Source organism: Sphingobacterium sp. SYP-B4668 (assembly GCF_027627455.1).
In the GTDB taxonomy this organism is placed as follows: Bacteria; Bacteroidota; Bacteroidia; order Sphingobacteriales; family Sphingobacteriaceae; genus Sphingobacterium.
On sequence record NZ_CP115483.1, the window covers coordinates 2,476,114 to 2,497,134 of the forward strand.

The 21,021-nt window shown below is 41.7% G+C and carries 14 protein-coding genes; 9 read left to right on the top strand and 5 right to left on the bottom strand.

Annotated elements, in window-relative coordinates; genetic code table 11:
* Genes OQ289_RS10425 through nagA form a run of 4 tightly spaced genes read left to right on the top strand, consistent with a single transcriptional unit; the run spans position 1 to position 4,693 of the window.
* Positions 1–1,425, top strand: coding sequence for a Gfo/Idh/MocA family protein (locus OQ289_RS10425; RefSeq protein WP_270090676.1), 1,425 nt, complete (start codon positions 1–3; stop codon positions 1,423–1,425).
* A 22-nt stretch (positions 1,426–1,447) separates the two neighbouring features.
* Entirely contained in the window at positions 1,448–2,182 is a 735-nt protein-coding gene (locus OQ289_RS10430; RefSeq protein WP_270090677.1) for a glucosamine-6-phosphate deaminase, read from the top strand.
* A 9-nt stretch (positions 2,183–2,191) separates the two neighbouring features.
* Complete coding sequence (locus tag OQ289_RS10435; RefSeq protein WP_270090679.1) at positions 2,192–3,505, top strand: sugar MFS transporter; 1,314 nt, start codon at positions 2,192–2,194, stop codon at positions 3,503–3,505.
* 3 nt (positions 3,506–3,508) lie between these two features.
* Positions 3,509–4,693, top strand: a complete 1,185-nt coding sequence (gene nagA, locus OQ289_RS10440; RefSeq protein WP_270090680.1) for an N-acetylglucosamine-6-phosphate deacetylase — start codon at positions 3,509–3,511, stop codon at positions 4,691–4,693.
* 6 nt (positions 4,694–4,699) lie between these two features.
* On the opposite strand, the gene OQ289_RS10445 is transcribed toward nagA, so the two are convergent.
* The gene (locus OQ289_RS10445; protein ID WP_270090681.1) at positions 4,700–5,716 is read right to left on the bottom strand and encodes a LacI family DNA-binding transcriptional regulator; all 1,017 of its coding nucleotides are present in this window, start codon (positions 5,714–5,716) and stop codon (positions 4,700–4,702) included.
* Positions 5,717–5,942: 226 nt separating this feature from the next.
* Here OQ289_RS10445 and OQ289_RS10450 point away from each other — a divergent pair, with 226 nt between their 5' ends.
* Positions 5,943–6,452, top strand: coding sequence for a GNAT family N-acetyltransferase (locus OQ289_RS10450; protein WP_270090682.1), 510 nt, complete (start codon positions 5,943–5,945; stop codon positions 6,450–6,452).
* Between the two features lie 34 nt (positions 6,453–6,486).
* Here the strand turns inward: OQ289_RS10450 and OQ289_RS10455 are convergent, their stop codons facing one another.
* From OQ289_RS10455 to OQ289_RS10470, 4 genes are read right to left on the bottom strand one after another with little or no spacing between them, the layout of a single operon-like run.
* The gene (locus OQ289_RS10455) at positions 6,487–7,404 is read right to left on the bottom strand and encodes a glycerophosphodiester phosphodiesterase family protein (protein WP_270090683.1); all 918 of its coding nucleotides are present in this window, start codon (positions 7,402–7,404) and stop codon (positions 6,487–6,489) included.
* A gap of 29 nt (positions 7,405–7,433) precedes the next feature.
* Positions 7,434–8,159 carry an MIP/aquaporin family protein gene (locus tag OQ289_RS10460; RefSeq protein WP_270090684.1) on the bottom strand — a complete coding sequence of 242 codons (726 nt, stop codon included), beginning with the start codon at positions 8,157–8,159 and terminating at the stop codon, positions 7,434–7,436.
* Between the two features lie 27 nt (positions 8,160–8,186).
* A complete protein-coding gene (glpK, locus tag OQ289_RS10465) occupies positions 8,187–9,686 on the bottom strand; it encodes a glycerol kinase GlpK (RefSeq protein ID WP_270090686.1) in 1,500 nt (499 codons plus the stop codon).
* Between the two features lie 13 nt (positions 9,687–9,699).
* The gene (locus OQ289_RS10470) at positions 9,700–11,268 is read right to left on the bottom strand and encodes a glycerol-3-phosphate dehydrogenase/oxidase (RefSeq protein ID WP_270090687.1); all 1,569 of its coding nucleotides are present in this window, start codon (positions 11,266–11,268) and stop codon (positions 9,700–9,702) included.
* 248 nt (positions 11,269–11,516) lie between these two features.
* On the opposite strand from OQ289_RS10470, the gene agaR reads away from it, so the two are divergent.
* The 4 genes from agaR to OQ289_RS10490 all read left to right on the top strand — a co-directional run bounded on the left by agaR (position 11,517) and on the right by OQ289_RS10490 (position 20,958).
* Positions 11,517–12,278 carry a transcriptional repressor AgaR gene (gene agaR / locus OQ289_RS10475; RefSeq protein WP_270090688.1) on the top strand — a complete coding sequence of 254 codons (762 nt, stop codon included), beginning with the start codon at positions 11,517–11,519 and terminating at the stop codon, positions 12,276–12,278.
* 153 nt (positions 12,279–12,431) lie between these two features.
* Entirely contained in the window at positions 12,432–13,700 is a 1,269-nt protein-coding gene (locus OQ289_RS10480; protein ID WP_033565867.1) for a Gfo/Idh/MocA family oxidoreductase, read from the top strand.
* A gap of 178 nt (positions 13,701–13,878) precedes the next feature.
* Positions 13,879–17,280, top strand: a complete 3,402-nt coding sequence (locus OQ289_RS10485; RefSeq protein ID WP_270090689.1) for a DUF1080 domain-containing protein — start codon at positions 13,879–13,881, stop codon at positions 17,278–17,280.
* Between the two features lie 435 nt (positions 17,281–17,715).
* A complete protein-coding gene (locus OQ289_RS10490) occupies positions 17,716–20,958 on the top strand; it encodes a TonB-dependent receptor (RefSeq protein WP_270090690.1) in 3,243 nt (1,080 codons plus the stop codon).
* Positions 20,959–21,021: the final 63 nt, after the last annotated feature.

Genomic DNA, 21,021 nt, shown 5'->3' on the forward strand with positions numbered 1-21,021 from the left:
ATGGGAACGAACAGAAGATCATTTTTGAAATTATCAGGTCTGGCCGGAATCGGACTTTTGACAGGATGCCAACAACAGGAAAAGGGTACAGCAGAAACACATTTGGACCATATCCGTCAGCAGGCCTCCAAGAAGTATACTGCTGCTTTTAATATGTCTGGATATGCAGCTCCAAAAATCGATACCGTGCGAGTGGGCTTTATCGGTGTCGGGAATAGAGGTTCTGCTGCGGTAGAACGTATGAGCCAGATTGGAGGGGTGGTCATCAATGGAATTTGTGATGTACGTGCCGAAAAAGCTACCGAAGCCAAGGCTCGAATCAAGACTTCTGGTCATCCGGCAAAGATTTATGCAGGTGAGGATGAAGACTGGAAAAAGATGTGCCAGGAGGACGAATATGACCTCATCTATATCGCAACGCATTGGAAGCTACATGCGGAAATGGCGATTTATGCAATGGAGCATGGTAAGCACGTTGCATTGGAGATTCCTGCCGCAACGACAGTAGAAGATTGTTGGAGATTGGTGCAAACATCCGAAAAAACAAAAAAACATTGTGTGATGCTGGAGAACTGCTGCTACGACTATTTTGAGCTATTGACGCTTAATCTCGCAAGACAGGGATTCTTTGGTGATATTGTCCATTGTGAGGGCGCCTACATCCACGATATTTTGAACAGCTTTTTTGATGAAAAGAAGCGTTACGATTTTTGGCGTTTGAAGGAGAATGCCTCGCGTAACGGAAATTTATACCCGACCCATGGTGTGGGGCCTATCTGCCAAGTGTTGAAAGTGAATCGAGGAAATAAGATGGAGTATATGAGCTCCATGTCGTCCAAGGACTTTATGATCAACGAAAAGGCCAAAGAGATGGCGAAAACGGACAAGCGATTTGAGGAGTACGTCGATAAGCCTTTCCGTGGGAATATAAATATCTCTAATATATTGACGAATAGTGGAAGCACCATCATGCTCCAACACGATGTGACATCACCACGCCCGTATTCACGTATTCATATGGTGAGCGGCACCAAGGCTTTTGCCCAGAAATACCCGCTTCCTGGTAAGATTGCAATCGGGCATGAGGATTTTATGGGCGCAGAGGAGATGACAAAATTGGAACAGCAATATACACCTGGTATCGTCAATAAAATAGGGCAATTGGCTAAAGAAATCGGTGGCCACGGGGGGATGGACTTTATGATGGATTGGAGGCTGATAGACTGCTTAAGAAATGGCCTTCCAGTGGATATGGATGTGTATGACGCGGCGAGTTGGAGTGTGATTGGTCCACTTAGTGAGTGGTCAGTTGCTAATGGATCACTCCCGATTGAAATCCCAGATTTTACGAACGGAAATTGGAAAGAGAATAACGTGCACGATATCAATTTGATAGCAGGTGGAACAACAAATGTATTGAAATAGTAATTTAAAAAAGAGAATAACTGTGAACGTAAGGAAATTTAAAACTCGAGAAGAATTGGGCCAGTATGCAGGTGAAGCTGGTATAGAAGCTATAAAAGCGTCAATTGAAGCAAGAGGAGAAGCAAATGTAATATTAGCGACAGGTCAAAGTCAATTCGAAACCCTGCAGACATTAGTAGGCGCCAAAGATATTGATTGGACGAAGGTTAGGATGTTCCATCTGGATGAGTACATTGATCTGCCCGTCACGCATAAGGCCAGCTTCCGCAAATATTTGACGGAGCGCTTCGTGGACATTGTAGGGCCATTAAAAGAAGTGGTGTTGATTAACGGAGAGAAGGACCCTATTGATGAATGTAATCGTCTCCATAAAAAAATTCAAGATCATCCAATTGATGTAGCATTTGTAGGGATTGGCGAAAATGGACATTTGGCATTTAATGATCCACCAGCTGATTTTGAGGTAAAAGATGCTTATCTTGTTGTCAACCTAGATGTACAATGTAGGCAACAACAGCTTGGTGAAGGTTGGTTTGCATCATTGGACGAGGTACCCGGTCAAGCCATTAGTATGTCGATCCATCAAATTATGCAATCGAAAAAAATAATATGTGCCGTACCTGATGAGCGAAAAGCATTGGCTGTGAAGAATTGTCTTACGCTTCCGATATCCAATCTACATCCTGCGAGTATACTGCAGGACCATGCAGATTGCACCTGCTATTTGGATCAAGGGTCTGCATCTTTACTCAATTAACCAACAGATATGACAACAGCATCACTAGATAGGAAAACTACATTCGTGTCTATAGGTATCATCGGCATGATGTTCTTTATTTTTGGATTTGTCTCTTGGGTGAATGCAATCCTGATACCTTATTTTAAAATTGCATGTGAATTAAGCAATTTTCAATCTTACCTCGTCGCATTTGCATTTTATATTTCCTATCTGGTGATGTCAATGCCGTCTTCATACCTGCTTAAAAAAGTGGGCTATAAAAACGGGATTATGATTGGTTTTTGGATCATGGCGCTAGGGGCGTTTCTATTTGTGCCAGCGGCTTACGGAAGGACATATATCATCTTTTTGATAGGCTTGTTTACCCTAGGTGCAGGTCTGGCCGTGCTTCAGACGGTTGCTAATCTATATATTACGCTGATCGGCGAAAAGGAACGAGCGGCTCAGCGGATCAGTATTATGGGAATATGCAATAAAGGGGCAGGAATACTGGCTCCTTTAGTTTTTTCTTGGACTATCTTACGTCCGCAGGACAATGAACTCTTTAAGCAGATTCCATTGATGGACGAGTTGACTCGAGCAGCCGCTTTGGACGAATTGATTTTACGGGTAGTGTGGCCTTATACAGTGGTGGGGATTGTTTTGTTCTTAATCGGTGTAGTAGTCAAGCTGTCTATTCTCCCTGAATTGGATCAAAAAGAAGACGAGGAGATTGACAACAGAGGAAGGAAGAAAAAAAGCATTTTTCAGTTCCCACATCTTGTTTTAGGGGCTGTAGCTATATTTTTGCATGTGGGCACACAGGTCATAGCTATTGACACCATCATTAACTATGCAGGATCTATGGGCTTATCTTTGCTCGAGGCAAAATCACTTCCATCTTATACCTTATCGGCTACGATCATCGGATATTTGTTGGGTATCGTGCTCATTCCTAAAATTTGTAGTCAACGGACGATGTTGAAAATCTGTACGTTACTTGGACTTACTTTGGCGATATTAGTCTGTACTACGGATGGACATGTTCATTTTTTTAATATGGACCTGGATATTTCAATCTGGTTTATTGTATTGATTGGATTGCCCAATGCCCTTATATGGGCGGGAATATGGCCATTGGCACTTGATGGTCTTGGGAGTTATGCGAAGCAAGGGTCTGCACTTTTGATTATGGGCTTATGTGGCAATGCATTACTGCCTTTGCTGTATGGCTTGTGGGCAGATGCGGTGGATGTGAAGACGGCGTATTGGATATTGACGCCCTGCTTTCTGTATTTGGTTTTCTATGCGTTCAAAGGTCACCAACTTCGGGCCTGGACAAGTGCCCCTAAAAAAAACTAATATATGTTGACAATTACAAATGCCAAGATTATTGTTCCAAGTCGTATTATCGAGAATGGAACAATTTGGATTGCGGATGGTAAGATTATAGATTTAGCTGAGCATCCTGTAGGTCAGGAGGAAGCGAGGGGTGAATGGTTGGATGCTAGCGGGCTTTATTTGGCACCTGGTTTTATCGATATACACGTGCATGGAGGTGGTGGTGCTGATTTCATGGACAATACGGTAGATGCCTTTGTGCAGATTGCGCAGACTCATGTCAAATATGGGACCACATCCATGCTGCCTACGACTTTGACCAGTGAACCAGAGGAGCTGCTGGAATTGTTTGACATTTATGAAAAAGTGCTACAGCTAAAGAGCGGGGGTTCTCGTTTCTTAGGCCTACACTTAGAGGGACCTTATTTTGCGATGAACCAACGTGGCGCACAGGATCCGCGTTATATCCGCAACCCCGATCCAGGGGAATATGAGCCTATTTTGGAAAAGTATCACCATCTGATTGCTAGATGGAGCGCAGCTCCAGAGTTGCCAGGAGCTTTGGACTTTGGACGTAAAGTCGATGCGTATGGTATATTGGTCGCATTGGCGCATACAGATGCAATTTATGAGGAGATCATACCCGCAGTAGCGAGTGGATATCGATTAGCGACGCATTTCTATTCTGGAATGTCGGGGATGACTCGCCGCAATGCCCACCGGTATGCTGGGGCTATTGAAAGCTGCTTTCTGATTGATCAGATTGATGTGGAAATCATCGCTGATGGTGTGCATTTGCCGGAACCCTTTCTGCGATTGATTCACAAAGTAAAGGGAACGGATAAAATAATACTCGTTACAGATGCTATGCGGGCTGCTGGAATGCCAGAAGGTAAAAGTATTTTGGGTAGTTTGAAACGAGGTGTGGAAGTCATTGTGGAAGAAGGCGTGGCGAAGCTACCCGATTATTCGTCCTTTGCAGGAAGCGTGGCTACCGCAGACAGGCTTATCCGTACAATGGTCAATCTGGCCGGAATCAGTTTATTGGATGCTGTACAAATGCTAACGGCCAATCCTGCTAAATTATTGGGAGTGGCTGATAGAATAGGAACAATAGATATCGGGAAGGATGCCGATATTGTCCTATTTGATGAGCAGATAAATATTCACCATACGTATGTGCTTGGTGAAACCTGTTATCAGAGGTAATCGTACTCACCATTTTCGGGTAACAGAGTCTCGTATGATTAACTTTCCAGGCAGTACGATGTCCTTAATTTCAAAGTTTTTGTTTTTAATGTGACGGATGAGCAATGCACAGCTTTGTTTTCCAATATCCAAGGCAGGTTCTTCTATTGTCGTTAAATTGGGTTCGACCACGGTGGAAATGGGGTCGTTGGTAAAGCCGATGACACCAATGTCTTTTCCAACTCGAAGACCAGCTTTTTTGATAGCTAAGATAGCACCGACTGCTTTGCGGTCATTGACTGCAAAAATGGCATCGGGGCGTTTGGAAAGCGCTATTAGTTTTTCCAGATCTTCGGTACCATGGGCTTGTGAAAAACCGGAATGAATGATCAAGTTTTCGTCTACAGGTATTTTGCTTTTTTCTAGGGCTTTGATATAGCCACTTAATCGTTGTTGGGTGAATTTGAGGTCTTTTGGACCAGCTATATGTGCTATCCGTGTATATCCATTTTGGATGAGATACTGTGTAGCTTGGAAGGCGCCAGCAAAGTCATCTTGTACCACTTTGGAAACCTGCATGTCATTGGGGACCCGATCAAAGAAGACAATAGGGAGTCCTTTGGACATAAGTTGTTCAAAATGGTCATTGATATAGGAGTCTGAAGAGATGGAGATGAGCAGACCGTCTAAACTACTCGTTGAAAGATTTTCCATAAGATTTTTCTCCCGAGCAAGGTTATCATTGGTTACATATAGAATGATATTATAATCTTGTTCATAGGCTTCTTCCTGTATGCCGGAAATAACCATGGAAAAATAATAGTTGGTAATAAAGGGGATGACTACACCAATGTTTTTGGTGGATCCAGAGGCTAGAGCCGAGGCATTTTTGTTGGGTTTGAAATTTAGTTTTCGCGCTAGGGCCAGTACTTTTTCTCTGGTCTCGGGGTTGACATCGTGCGTGTCTCGGAATGCCCTAGAGACTGTAGATACGGAAATATTCAACATTTCCGCAATATCCTTGATGCCAATGGGGTTCTTCATCTATGAATGGTTGGTTTATAAATAATGCTTCACAATTTACTAAAAACAATTAATATGTCACCATTCATACGTTTTTTTGATTGGACCGTATTCTAATTTTGCAGCTCCTTAGTCTTAAATATTTACATACTAAAGCAATCGTTTATGTGGCGTTTTTTAGCCAGATATTACCGAATGAAAAGCATTTTATCTAAGTTTGGTGTATTGACGCAAACTAAGTATTAAGATGATAAGTATTATAAGTGCAGCAGTACAGCATATCGAAGAGATTCGAAAAATCGCATTTAAAACATGGCCCATTACTTTTGGAAAGATATTATCCGAGGCTCAGATTGAGTATATGTTGAACATGATGTATAGCCAAGAGGCACTGATGAGGCAGATGGAGGACCAAAGGCACTGTTTTCTGCTCGGAGTGGAGAATGGTAGATACTTGGGGTATGTCTCTTATGAACTGCACTATCAGGATGAGGCTATTACAAAAATCCATAAAATTTATGTTTTACCAGAAGCGCAGGGAAAGGGGGTAGGTAAGGTCTTACTTAGCAAGGTGGAGGCAGAAGCTATGCTACATGGGGATCAAAAGCTCGCTTTAAATGTAAATAAGTATAATGAGGCGGTGTATTTTTATAATAAAATGGGATTTGAATGTGTGGGGACAGAAGATATTGACATTGGCTCAGGTTTTTTAATGGAAGACAAGATAATGGAAAAGAAATTGGCAACCGTAGAATAGGGTTGCCAATTGTCATGATGAGTCAAATGGTGCATCACAATAAGTTAGGATAGTCACTAATTATACCGTCCACTTTCAATGTCCGAAGTCTCTGGACCTCTTCCTTATCATTAGCCGTCCAAGGCACAACTTTAATCCCTTTCGCATGGCAGTCTTTTACGAATTGAGTGGTGACAATCTTGTAATGGGGACTGATAATAAACGGTATAAAGCCTAGGTCTGCAACAAGATTATCAATGGATTGCTGATTTTTGGCGTCAATCAGATAGGATGATTTTATCTGAGGATAAATCTTGTGAAGATATTGAATGGTCCGTTTGTCAAAAGATTGGATGACAGTCCTAGAAGCGATTCCTTTGTCTATGATGACTTGGGTTAATAAATCTACGAAGGTCTTAGGATCAGGGTGAAGTATACCGTCACCTTTGGCGGAACTTTTCGTTTCAATATTATAGAACATCGGTGCTCGATGCTTGTTTTTAGCTTCCTGCTCAACGGCGGTAATTAACTCTGATAGCAGAGGAATATGGGTTTTAAGTTTTTTTTGCTCTGGAAAGTCTTTGAAAAACTTAGTGCCCGTATCGTATTTTTTGAGGTCTTCATAAGGGAGACTGAATACTTTTAGATATTTTTTGTCGGCGGGAATGTCCTCTCCGTTTGGATATTTGATATACTTTGGATTGAGATAGTCGTCATGCGTTACAACCACTTTTTGGTCTTTTGTAATATGACAATCCATCTCTAGTGTGGTGATATTTGGCCATTCCTGCATGGTCATTTGCATGGCTTCTATCGTGTTTTCGGGGTATAGTCCTCTGCCTCCACGATGAGCTTCTGCTGAGAAATCTGGGAATTTGGTATTCACGTTTGAGTCCGATTTTTTTAAAGTGGAGCAGGATAGGAGGCCTAATGTCAAAATTAGACCTCCGATATTGAATATTGTTGGTTTCATTTGTCTGGATTGTTGTCGTCCGTCTGCGCTCAATTAAGGGTAAGATAAAGACCAACGGCTAGCAGACTACCGATAATTGGACCTAAGACCGGTACCCAGGCATATCCGATGTCAAAGCTGGCTTTGTTTCGGATAGGGAGTAAGGCATGGATAATACGAGGTCCTAAATCTCGGGCGGGATTTATGGCATACCCTGTTGTTCCGCCCAGTGCTAAGCCAATGACCCATACTATAAAGGCTACTGGGATAGCGCCAATAGAACCTAAGCCCACGGTGGAATCATCTGCTAACTTGGCATCTGTAAAATGGAAAATTGAAAAAATCAATACAAATGTGCCTACAATCTCGCTTATTAGGTTTATAGGGATATTCCGAATGGCGGGCGCGGTGCAGAATACCGCTTGTTTGGCACCAGAATCTTCAGTTGCATCGAAATGATCTTTGTAAAGTAGCCACACCAAAAATGCACCTGACATGGCTCCTAAGAATTGGGCCACAATATAGACGGCACCCTCTTGTATACTCATCTTTGCTAAAGCCATATTGGCAATGGTTACTGCAGGGCTTAGATGGGCGCCACTGTATGGGCCAGCAATCACTACCCCCGCAAATACAGCAAGAGCCCAGGCCGTGGTGATAACAATCCATCCCGAATTGTTGCCCTTGGTTTTATTAAGTACTACGTTGGCTACTACTCCTCCTCCCAGAAGGATGAGAACTGCGGTTCCGATTAATTCAGCTAAAAAAGGTGTCATAAATTATCATAAAGGTTTATAGGTGTCTTATTTGTTCTCTGCCCAGAATAGTGCGGTCTTAACTGCTCTGTGCCACTCATGTATCAGCGTCTTCGTATCGACTTGCTTATCTGGACGGAAGGTCTTGTCTTCTTTCCATTGTTTGGAAATTTCTTCAATATCTTTCCAAAAGCCGACAGCAAGGCCAGCAAGATAGGCCGCACCCAATGCAGTAGTCTCAGTGATTTGCGGTCTGATGGTGGTACTACCGAGGATGTCCGACTGGAACTGCATTAAAAAGTTGTTTTGGGTAGCACCGCCATCTACACGAAGTTCTTTAATGGATAGCTTGGCGTCGGATTCCATTGCTTTAAGTATGTCAAGCGTTTGGAAGGCGATGCTTTCCAAGGCAGCTCGAGCGATATGCGCTGAGTTTGCGCCTCTGGATAGGCCCACTAATGTGCCGCGTGCGTCTGGATTCCAGATTGGAGCCCCGAGGCCAGCAAAGGCAGGGACGAGATATACCCCATTGGTATCTGCTACGGAGCGGGCTAATTTTTCTACGTCTGACGATGACTTGATAATGCCTAATTCGTCTCGAAGCCACTGGACAATGGCACCACCGATGAAGATACTTCCTTCTAGTGCATAGGTGGTTTCTTTACCTATTTGCCAAGCTACGGTAGTTACGAGCTTATTGGTCGAAAATACTGGTTTTTGGCCGATATTCATAAGCATGAAGCAACCGGTGCCATATGTATTCTTGACCATTCCTTTGCTGGTACACATCTGCCCAAATAGTGCTGCTTGTTGATCCCCGGCGATACCTGCAATCGGAATGTTATTGGAAAGGATGTCTAGTGAGGTCTCTGCATAGACTTCGGAAGAGCTTTTTACTTCTGGTAATAACGATTTGGGGATGTCAAAAATAGTCAACAATTCCTGATCCCACTCCATCTTCTGGATGTTATAGATCATGGTGCGGGAGGCATTGGTGACATCTGTTACGTGTGTCTGTCCATTGGTTAGGTTCCAAATCAACCAACTGTCTATCGTTCCAAATGCTAATTCTCCATTTTCTGCTTTCTTGCGGGCCCCCTTAACATTGTCCAGAATCCAATTTATCTTAGAAGCTGAAAAATAGGCATCGATCAACAAGCCTGTTTTTTCTTGGATAAGGGCCGAGTGTCCTTGTTCAGCTATTTTACGACAGTAATCAGCTGTTCGTCTGTCTTGCCAAACAATAGCGTTGTAGATAGGAGCTCCTGTTTTTCGATCCCAGATAACAGTGGTCTCACGCTGATTGGTGATACCGATTGCTTTAATTTTGGACGAATTGATTTTGGATTTGGACAGCGCTTCGGCTAGCACCGAGATTTGTGTAGACCAAATATCTTGTGGATCATGCTCCACCCATCCCGACTGTGGGTAGTGTTGTTTGAATTCTTTTTGCGCAACACATTCAATTTCCCCCGATTTGTTAAATATGATGGCTCTTGAACTGGTTGTTCCTTGATCAAGGGCGACTATAAATTCTTTGTTCTCCATGGTTTATAATGGGTTATTTTAATATATAATTTAGAGTAAGTTGTTCGTATGCCAATAGTTGGTTGTCGATCCACTGTTGATCTTGATGAAGGGTCTCTGCCATCAACTTGGCCACAGTCGGTGCCATTTCCAAGGATGCTCGAGCGTCTAGGAACAAGATGCGCATTCGGCGGGCCAATACATCTTCTACCGTGCGAGCCATTTCGTGTTCCACAGCCCAGACTACCTCAGCACCTATATGTGCAAATTTAGAATGCAGGGGGGCAGCTAAAGCAGGTATACGGGCTGCAAGTTCACGGATCCCTTCGACATCGCTACCATAAAATTTCCAATGTCCCTGCTCTTGGTTATGTACATAGCCGTGTATTCTTAAATCTGTGGTGACACATGGTTCAGCAGGCAAGTTAGCGATTTTGATAGCTAAATCTACGGTCTGCTCAGCCATTTTACGATAAGTGGTCCATTTGCCACCGGTAATGGTAACTAACCCGGAAGCATTACTGATGAGCTTATGATCTCTTGATATCTCTTTGGTGCTATTGGTGTCATTATCTTGTGGGGCGGCTAAAGGCCGGAGACCTGCGAATACACTCAATACGTCTGCGCGCGATGGAGCAGTCTCCATATATGCATGCGCAGTGTCCAAAATAAATTTTATCTCCTCCTCAAGCGGTCGTGGCTCAATCTGGTGTAGGTCCAAAGGGGTGTCGGTAGTGCCCAACAAGACATGGTCATGCCAAGGCACACCAAAGAGAACACGGCCATCACTTGTTTCGGGAATCATAAGGGCATCGGTGTTGCCTAAAAACTTCTTATCGATAACAATATGGGTTCCTTGACTGGGTCTCACTAAGTTTTTGTGCTTAGGTTCCTCCATTTTGAGGATGTCGTCTACGAATATTCCCGTCGCATTGATAATAGCGCGCGCTTTAATCTGGTGTGATATACCCGTCTCTTGATCTATAAATGTCAAACCCGAGACTTTGCCCATTTGATCTTTGTGTATTTGTGTAACATCGGCGTAGTTGAGTACAGTCGCTCCATGTTCGGCTGCTGTTTGTCCTAAATTCAGAGCCAATCGGGCGTCATCAAACTGTCCATCATAGTATTGTATCCCCCCCTGTAGTTTGGACTTTTTCACAGTAGGCAATCGGTCAATTACTTCTGCTTTATTTAAGGAGATTGACTTGCCAATACGTAGGCTTCCAGCCATCCAATCATATAATTTGAGTCCAACCAGATATTTAACACGACTGAAAAATGAATAGCAGGGAATGATGAAGCTTTGTGTACGCGCTACATGTGGAGCATTTTTGAATATTAATCCGCGTTCACGCAATGCGGAGAAGACAAGTTTGACATCTCCATTGGCCAAATACCGAACTCCTCCATGGACGAGTTTGGTGCTGCGACTCGAAGTTGCTTTTGCAAAGTCGTATTTTTCGAGAAGGATGGTCTTAAATCCTCTCGAAGCCGCATCCACTGCTATCCCAAGTCCGGTAGCACCGCCTCCTATAATGGCAATGTCCCAATGCTCGGTCTGAGAAAGGGATTGAATGCTTGTATTTCTGTCAAACTTCATATACGTATTATTTAATGTAAGCAATGGTTAACTCCTTCAGAAAATATCTGGATACCATGATAATTAACTTTTGTCTCAAAATGTTTGCTGCTGCTGTTAGAAATTTCTTTTTACGCTCACTGCAATACAAAACAAATATAATAAAATAAGTAAACGAAAGTAAAGGAAAATAAACGAAAGTCGTTGTTTTTTTATATTCGTTATAATCTTTAAAGTTTTTACCTTAGAGAAATTGAATAGATTATATTATGAACAGCGTCGAAAGGCATCATTTTATCCTGGATAAGCTCAAGCAGAACGGGAATATCACTGTTTCGGAAATATGTGAAGAGCTGGGTGTATCCACTGTCACGATTCGAAAAGATTTAAAATTTTTGGAAGATAGTTCTTTACTTTTTAGGGTGCACGGGGGTGCAACCTGCCAAAATCCGTATACCACGGACCGTACGGTATTCGAGAAGGAAAAGCTGCATGCGGATGAAAAGACGAGAATTGGGCGTGCGGCTGCAAAGTTTGTCGAGCCCAATGATTCTATTATAATAGCCTCGGGTACTACCATGCAATCATTGGCGAAAGAGATAGACCCTCAGGGGCAGCTTACGGTGGTCACGTCTGCTTTGAATGTTGCTCATCAATTGATTCAGCATCAGAATGTTGAAATTATTCAACTAGGGGGTACATTGCGAAAAACATCGACTTCAGTCACTGGAGCCTACGCGGAGATGATTCTTAAAGATTTTTTTTGCTCGAAGTTGTTTTTAGGAGTCGACGGTATAGACTTGGACTTTGGAATTACGACGACCAATGCCAATGAAGCACGGTTAAATAGAGCAATGATTGCATCGGCTCAAAAGGTAATTGTACTGGCTGATTCTAGTAAGTTCGGACGTAAAAGCTTCGGTAAAATTTCAGAGATGAACCAAATAGATGTACTGGTAACGGACCAAGACGTAAATCCTAGACTTGTGGAGAGATTAGAATCTTTGGGGATAAAAGTTATCATCGTTTAATAAGTTTTTGTTTGACCATAAAAATTTTACAATTAAATTTTCAATTCAAAGATCAATATAAAATTATTTTAATATCTTTAAAAGATGGAGTTGATAAATTTTGACTTCACGTAACGATTTATAAATCAACACCTAAAACTTACAAACAACAATATGAAAGAACAAAACAATTCAAGACGTGAGTTTATCAAGAAGTCAGTTATAGGGGCTGCCGCTTTTACAATTGTACCACGTTTTGTGTTAGGGGGGCAAGGTTTCCTAGCTCCTAGTGATCACCTAACAAAAGGAGTAATCGGTGTAGGCGGAATGGGGAGAGGACATTTTGAGTACGCGGGCACCAAGACCGTTGCAATCTGTGACGTGGACACGCGCCATTTAGCACTCGCGCAAAAAGCGCTGGGCGGAGGTGTGAAGGAATACCACGACTTTAGGGATTTAGCAAAGGCTCCAGATGTAGATATCGTGCATATCGCAACTCCACCACATTGGCATGGTTTGATGGCTGTAGAAGCAGCCCGCTCAGGCAAAGATATCTGGTGCGAGAAGCCTATGACACGAACTATAGGTGAAGGTTTGAAGGTTAAAGAGGCTGTAAAGCAGCATGGTAACATGTTTAGGTTGAATACGTGGTTTAGATTTAAAGATAACTTCTACGGTATGAATGTACCGGTCTCAAAAATTAAGAGATTGGTGGATACTGGTATGATGGGGTGGCCTTTGAAGGTGACTATTAGCAAGCATACTGGATTTGACTGGAAATTTTTCTGGATTGGTAAAGAAGATTTGCCAGTGGAGAAAGTTCCTTCGGAATTGGATTATGACATGTGGTTGGGTCCAGCTCCATACAAGCCGTATAGTACGCATCGTGTGCACACTACTTTTAGAGGATATTGGGATTATGATGGTGGTGGACTTGGAGATATGGGACAGCATTATCTTGATCCGGTTCAGTATTTCTTAGGTAAAGATGAGGAGAGTCCGGTGTCTGTTGAAGTGGATGCTCCTCAACAGCATAGTGATGCCGTTGGGACTTGGAGACGTGTTGTATATACCTATGCTGATGGATGTCAGATTATTTTGGATGGCGAAGGTAAAGATGAGGGAGTCGCTTATATTGAAGGACCTAAAGGAAAGCTTTATAAGGGGTTTGTTTCGGATATCCCAGATATGGAAAGAAAATTGGCACAATATCCAGAGCCAGCACCACAGATGACGGACTTTTTAGAGTCTGTTAGAACAAGACAGAAATTTGCATTGAATGAAGAAAATGGTTTCCGTTCTTGTACTTTAGTCAACATGGGGCTTATAGCATTAAGATTGAACAGATCGTTGAAGTTTGATTCGGTCAAGCAGGTATTTATAAATGATGAGGGAGCTAATCGTTTGATTCATCAACCGATGAGAGGTCCTTGGACAATTTAATTACTTTCCAATAATACCTTAAAATGAAACCATCATATCATACAAGGCTTTGCTTAAATAAGGACATCTTGTCTACTATGATTGCTTCATCGCGTTTAAGATTCAATTTAAATTCTGATGGAACCAATCCCGATTTGATTAGGGAGGGCTCTTGTCAGCCATTAAGAAATATAAAAGGATGAAAAAAACTTTTAATCTACTAACAGCTCTATTTATATTACAGGTTGCCGCGCATGCGCAGTTACCTTCTAACCGTACTTCTGCAACCAAGATTGCGGATGTATTGGCTCAACAGCCTGCCGAGGAAAACGAAAAGTTTGCGGCGGCAATGAAAGAATTGGAGAACTTCAGTCCCGATGATATCGTGGAATTGGTTACCAAACTGCAACCGCAGGGTGGCAATAATGCAAAAATCGAGTATGCAACAAATTCCTATGCATTCTATGTAACGCAAGCTGGTATGGACGCCAAAAGGGAGTCATATGCCAAAGGATTGCTTGTAGCCTTGGACAAGTTGGCTGATAAGGACAACAAGGGATATGTCATTAAACTGCTTCAACAAGTAGGAAAAAATGAATCTGTCTCTTCAATAAGCAAGTATTTAACGGATGATTATTTGGTAGGTAAAGCTTCAAGAGCACTTGTTGCCATCAATACCAATGATGCCAAATCAGCATTAGTGCAAGCCTTAAACGGTGCGGATTCGGATGTAAAGAAAACGGCTATCGTGACTGCTTTGGGCGATTTGAAAGTTGCGGAGGGAGAAGCTAAGATTCTAGAGTTGATTAAGAATACCAATGCTCCTAAATTTCAAAAAGCTGCTTTCACAGCACTTAGTAAAATTGGAGGTGAGCAGTCGGCGCCAGCTTTCTTAAATCAAGTAGAACTGGTCAAGTATAAGTACGAAGCCAATGACATAGCAGGCTTGGCCGCAGATTATGCAGAGACGCTTGTTGATAATAAGAAATCCGAGCAGGCCCAGAAGATTGCTGAAGCTCTTTTTAAAGGAGCGACCGCTAATAATGCTATCGAAACAAAGATTGCAGCCTTGCAGATTTTGACGAAAATCAATCCTACTAAACAGAAGAAAGCGCTACTAGCGGCGGCTGTTAGTGAAGACGCTGCTTATCGTCATGTCGCGCTTCAATTGATAGGAGAGCTGGGTGATGCTGGAGACACAAAAAAGCTTATCGGCGCATTGAAGAAGTCTAGTCCAGGTGTTCAAGAGAGCATACTTGATTACCTAGCGCTTGAAGGTAAAGATTCCGATATCAAGAATATAGAGAAGGTTGTTTTGAAAAGCACGACAGGCGATGCCAAGATAGCTGGATTACAGGCACTGGATGCCTTGACGAAAAGTCAGATTACACCTTTGTTGATCAGTCAATTAAAGGGGGCTGATGCTCCGTTGGTGGCCGCTATTCAAAAATTGCTATTGGCTTCTAAAGATGCCAATACTATGAATATTGTCAACGAGTCATTATCTACTGCAGATACGAAGACGCAGATCGCCTTATTGGAGGTCCTGACCAGCAGAACTAATGCAGGATCGGCTAAGGCCGTCTTACCTTTAGCAAAAAGTGCTGACGAACAGGTACGTCTAGCTGCGTACAAAGCCTTGCCTACTGTAACTACAGACAGCGATATCAATGATTTATTGGGGTTATTGCCTACTTCAACGGAGAAAGAGACGCCATACCTACAGGTTGCACTAATTAATGCAATCACCAGTAGCAACGATAAAGATGCCTTTTTGGAAAAACTTGCTAAAAATGTGTCCATTTCTGCTTCGACCTCTGTCTCTAAGTATTTCCCGATATTTGCGGGTGTGGGCGGCTCGGAGTCCCTTAAAGCGGTACAGCAGCATAGCAATTCGGATGTACCTGACCTGAAGGGCAAAGCCATTGCAGCATTGGCCTCATGGAAAACAGCCGAAGCATTGCCTGCGCTAGTGGAAATCTCCCGGACGGAAAGCGATGCAGCAAACTTTGATGTGGCTTATAAAGGTTTAATAAAACTGACGAATATTGGAGATTTCAGCGCTGAACAAAAGGCTTTGTATTTGAGAGACGCTTTTGCTATCGCTAAAACTGATGCACAACGTAATCAGGCTTTGGGTTCACTTCAGGGAACTGGCACTTATCAAGCTATGATTTTTGCAGCTCAATATATGGATAATGCTGCATTGAAATCTAGTGCTTCGAATACTGCCATGAATATAGCGCTTGATCATAAGGAGTATGTTGGTGAAGAAGTACGTGCTATTTTAAACAAAGTGATCGGCAATCTTTCGGGTAGCGAAAGCTCTTACTTAAAAGAAGCTGTCGTGCGCCACCTTGCTGAAATGCCTAACAAGGCAGGATTCGAGCAGGTATTCAACGGCAAAGATTTAAGTGGTTGGAAGGGCTTGGTTGCCGATCCAATCAAAAGGTCTAAGATGGATGCCAAAACGTTGGAAGCTGAGCAGGTGAAGGCTGATCAAAAGATGCGTGAAGGATGGCATGTTGTCAATGGCGAATTGGTATTTGATGGCCACGGAGATAATATAGCCACTATCAAACAGTATGGTGATATCGAAATGTTGGTCGATTGGAAACTGGATAAGAATGGTAAAGAGGGAGATGCAGGTGTGTATTTGAGAGGTACTCCACAAGTGCAAATTTGGGATATTTCGAGAACGAACGTTGGAGCACAAGTAGGCTCTGGCGGTTTATATAACAACCAGAAGCACGCTAAAGATCCTCTTAAAGTCGCTGATAACCCATTGGGTGAATGGAATACTTTTAAAATCAAGATGATTGATGATAAGGTTTCCGTATGGCTTAATGGCGTACTCGTTACTGATAATGTCCCGTTGGAAAATTATTGGGACCGGAATCAGTCTATATTCCCGACTGAACAAATTGAATTGCAAGCGCATGGTACAAAAGTGTATTATCGTGATGTATTTATCAAGAGCCTTCCAAGGAAAGAAGTGTTTGCACTGAGTGCACAAGAGAAGAACGACGGGTTTGATATGCTTTTTGATGGTACTAATCTAGATAAATGGATGCCTTCGGAAGGATATGGTATCAACGAGGAAGGACATTTGATCGTCTATCCGAATGCTAAATATGGAGGTAATTTATATACAAAAGATGAATATCAAGATGTGGTATATAGATTTGAGTTCAAATTAACACCTGGTGCCAATAACGGAGTAGGACTTCGCACGCCTTTGAATGGAGATGCAGCTTACCAAGGCATGGAGATTCAAGTTTTGGATAATGAGGCAGATGTGTACAAGGATTTGAAACCTTATCAGTATCATGGATCTGTATACGGTGTAATCACTGCAAAAAGAGGTGCTTTGAAGCCAGTGGGTGAATGGAATACGGAGGAAATCCGTATCCAAGGAAACAAAATCAAAGTAACGGTAAATGGTACTGTGATTCTTGATGGCGATCTTGCTGCTGCTTCCAAAAATGGAACGCTAGACGGTAAAGAACATCCAGGCTTGAAACGTACGTCTGGGCATATTGCATTTCTAGGACACGGATCGGAAGTGTTTTTCCGGAATATCCGCGTGAAGAAATTGTAAATCCTGCAATACTTTTTGAGATTGAGAGCCAGCTTCTATTTAGAAGCTGGCTCTTTTTATTGGAAAGAGTAGGTAGCTATGCAAGCATAGTTGTTTGTAGATATGTCTATTATGTTTGCATAGTTTTTCCTCCTACTTCTTGGCTATTTGTAACATCAATTATGAATGTTGTAACTTTTATTGAAAATAGTTATCCACAATCCACATTTGTTAAAATTTGTTAATTTTTCAACGAATTAGGTTTTGGGGTTTAATTCTCAACTTGAAACGGCCGCTGGATTTATGAATTTTGCAACCAACTATTAGTTGTTTAGAATACTTATAAATAGCAGGGTGGTAATGGGCGGCTATTGTATATTAAGTTTGTGTTAAGTTTACAAATAATACAAAACGACTTTATATTTTTGCAGAACAATATATTCATAATTCAAAATAATGAAGAAATCTTTACTATTTTTTGCTTTGGTTCTTGCAAGCTATGGTACTATCCAAGCGCAGGTCACCACAAGTAGCATGACTGGGTTAGTTACGCAAAGTAGCGGACAAACCACAGCTGGCGCAACTATTAAAGCTGTTCACGTGCCATCTGGAACGGTGTACTCCGGATCTGCAAATGCTGCCGGGAGATTTAACCTTCCAAATATGCGTGTAGGTGGACCCTATAAAGTTGAAGTGACCTATGTTGGTCACGACCCTTTAGTATATGAGGATCTCTTCCTTCAACTAGGACAACCTTTTGTCCTGAATGCAACATTGGATGAAAATACTACAAATTTGGATGAAGTTGTTGTTTTGGGAAAAAGGGGAAGTAGTAAAACTGGGATTTCTACTGAAATAAGTCGAAAGAAAATTGAAGAGATGCCTGCAATCTCTAGAAGTATCACGGATTTGACAAAGATGACTCCTCAAGCGAACTCCCAAGGGGACGGGTTTTCCTTCGCTGGTAGAAATAGTTTGTTTAATTCTTTAACATTGGATGGTGCTCAAATGAATAATGCATTTGGCCTATCTGCACTACCAGGAGGACAAACTGGTGCTCAACCTTTTTCATTGGATGCGATTGAAAGTATTCAAATCAACCTGTCTCCGTATGACGTAAAACAAGGAGGTTTCACTGGAGCGGGAGTAAATGCGGTAACGAAATCTGGCACTAATACCTTTTCTGGATCAGTCTATACGTATTTTAAGAACCAAGATTTACAGGGTTATAAGGTTGCAGGCGAGAAAATCCCAAAGACAGAGATATATTCTAATAAGCAGTTCGGTTTTACCGCCGGTGGGCCCATTATTAAAGATAAGTTATTCTTCTTTATCAATGGAGAGACTACTAAAAGGACCACCCCCGGAACAAATTTCTTGGCCAATAGGGGTGAGGTAGATGTTGCAAATGTATCGAATGTAACGGCTTCAGATATGGATTTAGTAAAAAATACTTTACTGAATCGCTTTGGATTTGATCCAGGTATTTATGAAGGTTTTGAAAATCAACAGAAGGCAGATAACATAACGGCAAAATTAGACTGGAATATAAACGATATCCATAAGCTTACTCTTCGCTATAACTATTTGAATTCATACAGGGATGTCAATCCGAGCACTTCTAATAGTAATGCAGGTAGAGGACCTAGCAAAACATCCTTGATTTTTTCTGGTCTACGTTATAAACAGTTTAACAATATCAATTCCATCACTGCTGAGTTGAATTCGAATTTCAGTAATCGGTTCGCAAACCAATTGCAGATTGTATATTCTGCATTCAGAGATTATAGAGAGACTGCAGGTGGAGCGTTCCCGTTGGTAGATATAGAAAATGGAAATGGAGCAAATTACATTTCCTTTGGTACTGAACCATTTTCTGGTTTAAATTCATTGGATCAGAATTTGTTTACCATTAGCAATAATTTTAATTACTTTGCTGGAGCGCATACGTTCACTTTTGGAGGGTCTTTAAGTTATCAAAAATACAGCAATGCATTTGCTCAGATGTTTAACGGACAATTTAGATATAAAAATCTAAATGACTTTATAGCTGCTGCAAATGGAGATGAGAGTGTTAATCCGTTGCTTTATCAATTGACATATTCTGTGATACCAGGAGTCGCTAAACCATCAGCGGATTTCAGCCTAATGCCTATTTCTCTATATGCACAGGACGAATGGTTTGTTAAACCTAATTTCAAACTGAGTTATGGTGTTCGTGCTGATATTCCAGTATATACGGGTACTATCAAGACAAATGAACAAGTGAATGCAATGACATTTGCTAATGGAGAGAAACTTGATGTTGCCCGTCTCCCAAAAACTCGAATAATGGTTTCTCCAAGAGCGGGATTCAATTGGGATGTCAATAGTGACAGGTCATTATTAGTTAGAGGGGGGACGGGCATATTTACTGGTGGAACACCAGGAGTGTGGTTGACCAACCAAGCAGGACAGACAGGTATGACATTTGGTAGCGATTTCCTGTCCGATCCTACAAATAGGCCATTCAATCCTGATCCAACTGCTTATATTCCAGCAAATGCAAGCGGACCAGCTTCGTATGAAATTGATGTTACATCACGAGACTTTAAAATGCCACAAATATGGAGATCAAATTTGGCTGTTGAATATGCTTTACCTTGGGATATGAGAGCTACTTTAGAAGGAATTTATACCAAATCTCTAAATGAAGTCTATCACAGGGATGCGAATCTAATTGAACCTAAAGGTAGCTATATCGGTACGGGAGATAACAGAGAATATTACAATGGTGGTAGCGGATCTAGAATCAATTCCAGCATCACCAGAGCGATTGTTCTAGACAATACCAACAAAGGATATGCTTATAACATCACCGCACAACTGGAGAAGAGATTTGGGAAGTACGGGGATGCTATGGTGGCTTATACCTATAGCGATGCTCGTGATATCTCGTCTAATCCAGGTTCACAGGCAAACTCGGCTTATACAGGCAATCCTATTGTAAGTAATCCAAACAGTCCAGTATTGGCTTATTCTAGTTTCGTAGTTAAAAATAGAATAGTGGCAGCTGTCAATATTAATTTCAACATTACTAAAAATCTCCCCTCTAAAGTTGGACTTTACTATGAAGGAAGACCTTATGGAGATACTTTTGGCGCAACTAGATTTAGCTATACTGTTGCAGGAGATATCTTGAATTCAGGGGGAAGATTCGGAAATGCTTTGATGTATATACCAGAGAATCGACAAGATATTCATTTGGTCGATCGTGTTAAAACGGATGACAATAACAATATCATCGAAGTATTAGAAACTGCAGATGCGCAATGGTCTAGATTGGAAGAATATATCAATCAAGATGAATATTTAAAAGGCAAGAAGGGGGAATATGCAGAACGTAATGGCGCTGAGTATCCTTGGATGAATCGATTTGACTTAAGGTTTACGCAAGAATTATCGGGTATCATAAAAAGTAAAAATGACCATAAGCTTCAAGTTATGGTTGATGTTATCAACGTAGGTAACTTATTGAATAGCGATTGGGGTATAACTAAAACACCTGCGATAAGAAACTTTTTACAGTATCAAAAAGCTGTTGCAAATACACCTACATATACGGTAAACCCTAACTTAGGGAAATCAACTTTTATCAATAATACAGGAATTGATTCCAGATATCAAATTCAAGTAGGTATTCGTTACATCTTTAACTAATCGTACTTCAACTTAAAGACAACGCCTTCCTTGGATTTCCAAGGAAGGCGTTGTTGTTTAACT

Coding starts and splice junctions, on each gene's coding strand:
- OQ289_RS10425 (WP_270090676.1), top strand. CDS start 1: ATGGGAACGAACAGAAGATCATTTTTGAAATTATCAGGTCTGGCCGGA.
- OQ289_RS10435 (WP_270090679.1), top strand. CDS start 2,192: ATGACAACAGCATCACTAGATAGGAAAACTACATTCGTGTCTATAGGT.
- nagA (WP_270090680.1), top strand. CDS start 3,509: ATGTTGACAATTACAAATGCCAAGATTATTGTTCCAAGTCGTATTATC.
- OQ289_RS10445 (WP_270090681.1), bottom strand. CDS start 5,716: ATGAAGAACCCCATTGGCATCAAGGATATTGCGGAAATGTTGAATATT.
- OQ289_RS10450 (WP_270090682.1), top strand. CDS start 5,943: ATGATAAGTATTATAAGTGCAGCAGTACAGCATATCGAAGAGATTCGA.
- OQ289_RS10455 (WP_270090683.1), bottom strand. CDS start 7,404: ATGAAACCAACAATATTCAATATCGGAGGTCTAATTTTGACATTAGGC.
- OQ289_RS10460 (WP_270090684.1), bottom strand. CDS start 8,159: ATGACACCTTTTTTAGCTGAATTAATCGGAACCGCAGTTCTCATCCTT.
- glpK (WP_270090686.1), bottom strand. CDS start 9,686: ATGGAGAACAAAGAATTTATAGTCGCCCTTGATCAAGGAACAACCAGT.
- OQ289_RS10470 (WP_270090687.1), bottom strand. CDS start 11,268: ATGAAGTTTGACAGAAATACAAGCATTCAATCCCTTTCTCAGACCGAG.
- agaR (WP_270090688.1), top strand. CDS start 11,517: ATGAACAGCGTCGAAAGGCATCATTTTATCCTGGATAAGCTCAAGCAG.
- OQ289_RS10480 (WP_033565867.1), top strand. CDS start 12,432: ATGAAAGAACAAAACAATTCAAGACGTGAGTTTATCAAGAAGTCAGTT.
- OQ289_RS10485 (WP_270090689.1), top strand. CDS start 13,879: ATGAAAAAAACTTTTAATCTACTAACAGCTCTATTTATATTACAGGTT.
- OQ289_RS10490 (WP_270090690.1), top strand. CDS start 17,716: ATGAAGAAATCTTTACTATTTTTTGCTTTGGTTCTTGCAAGCTATGGT.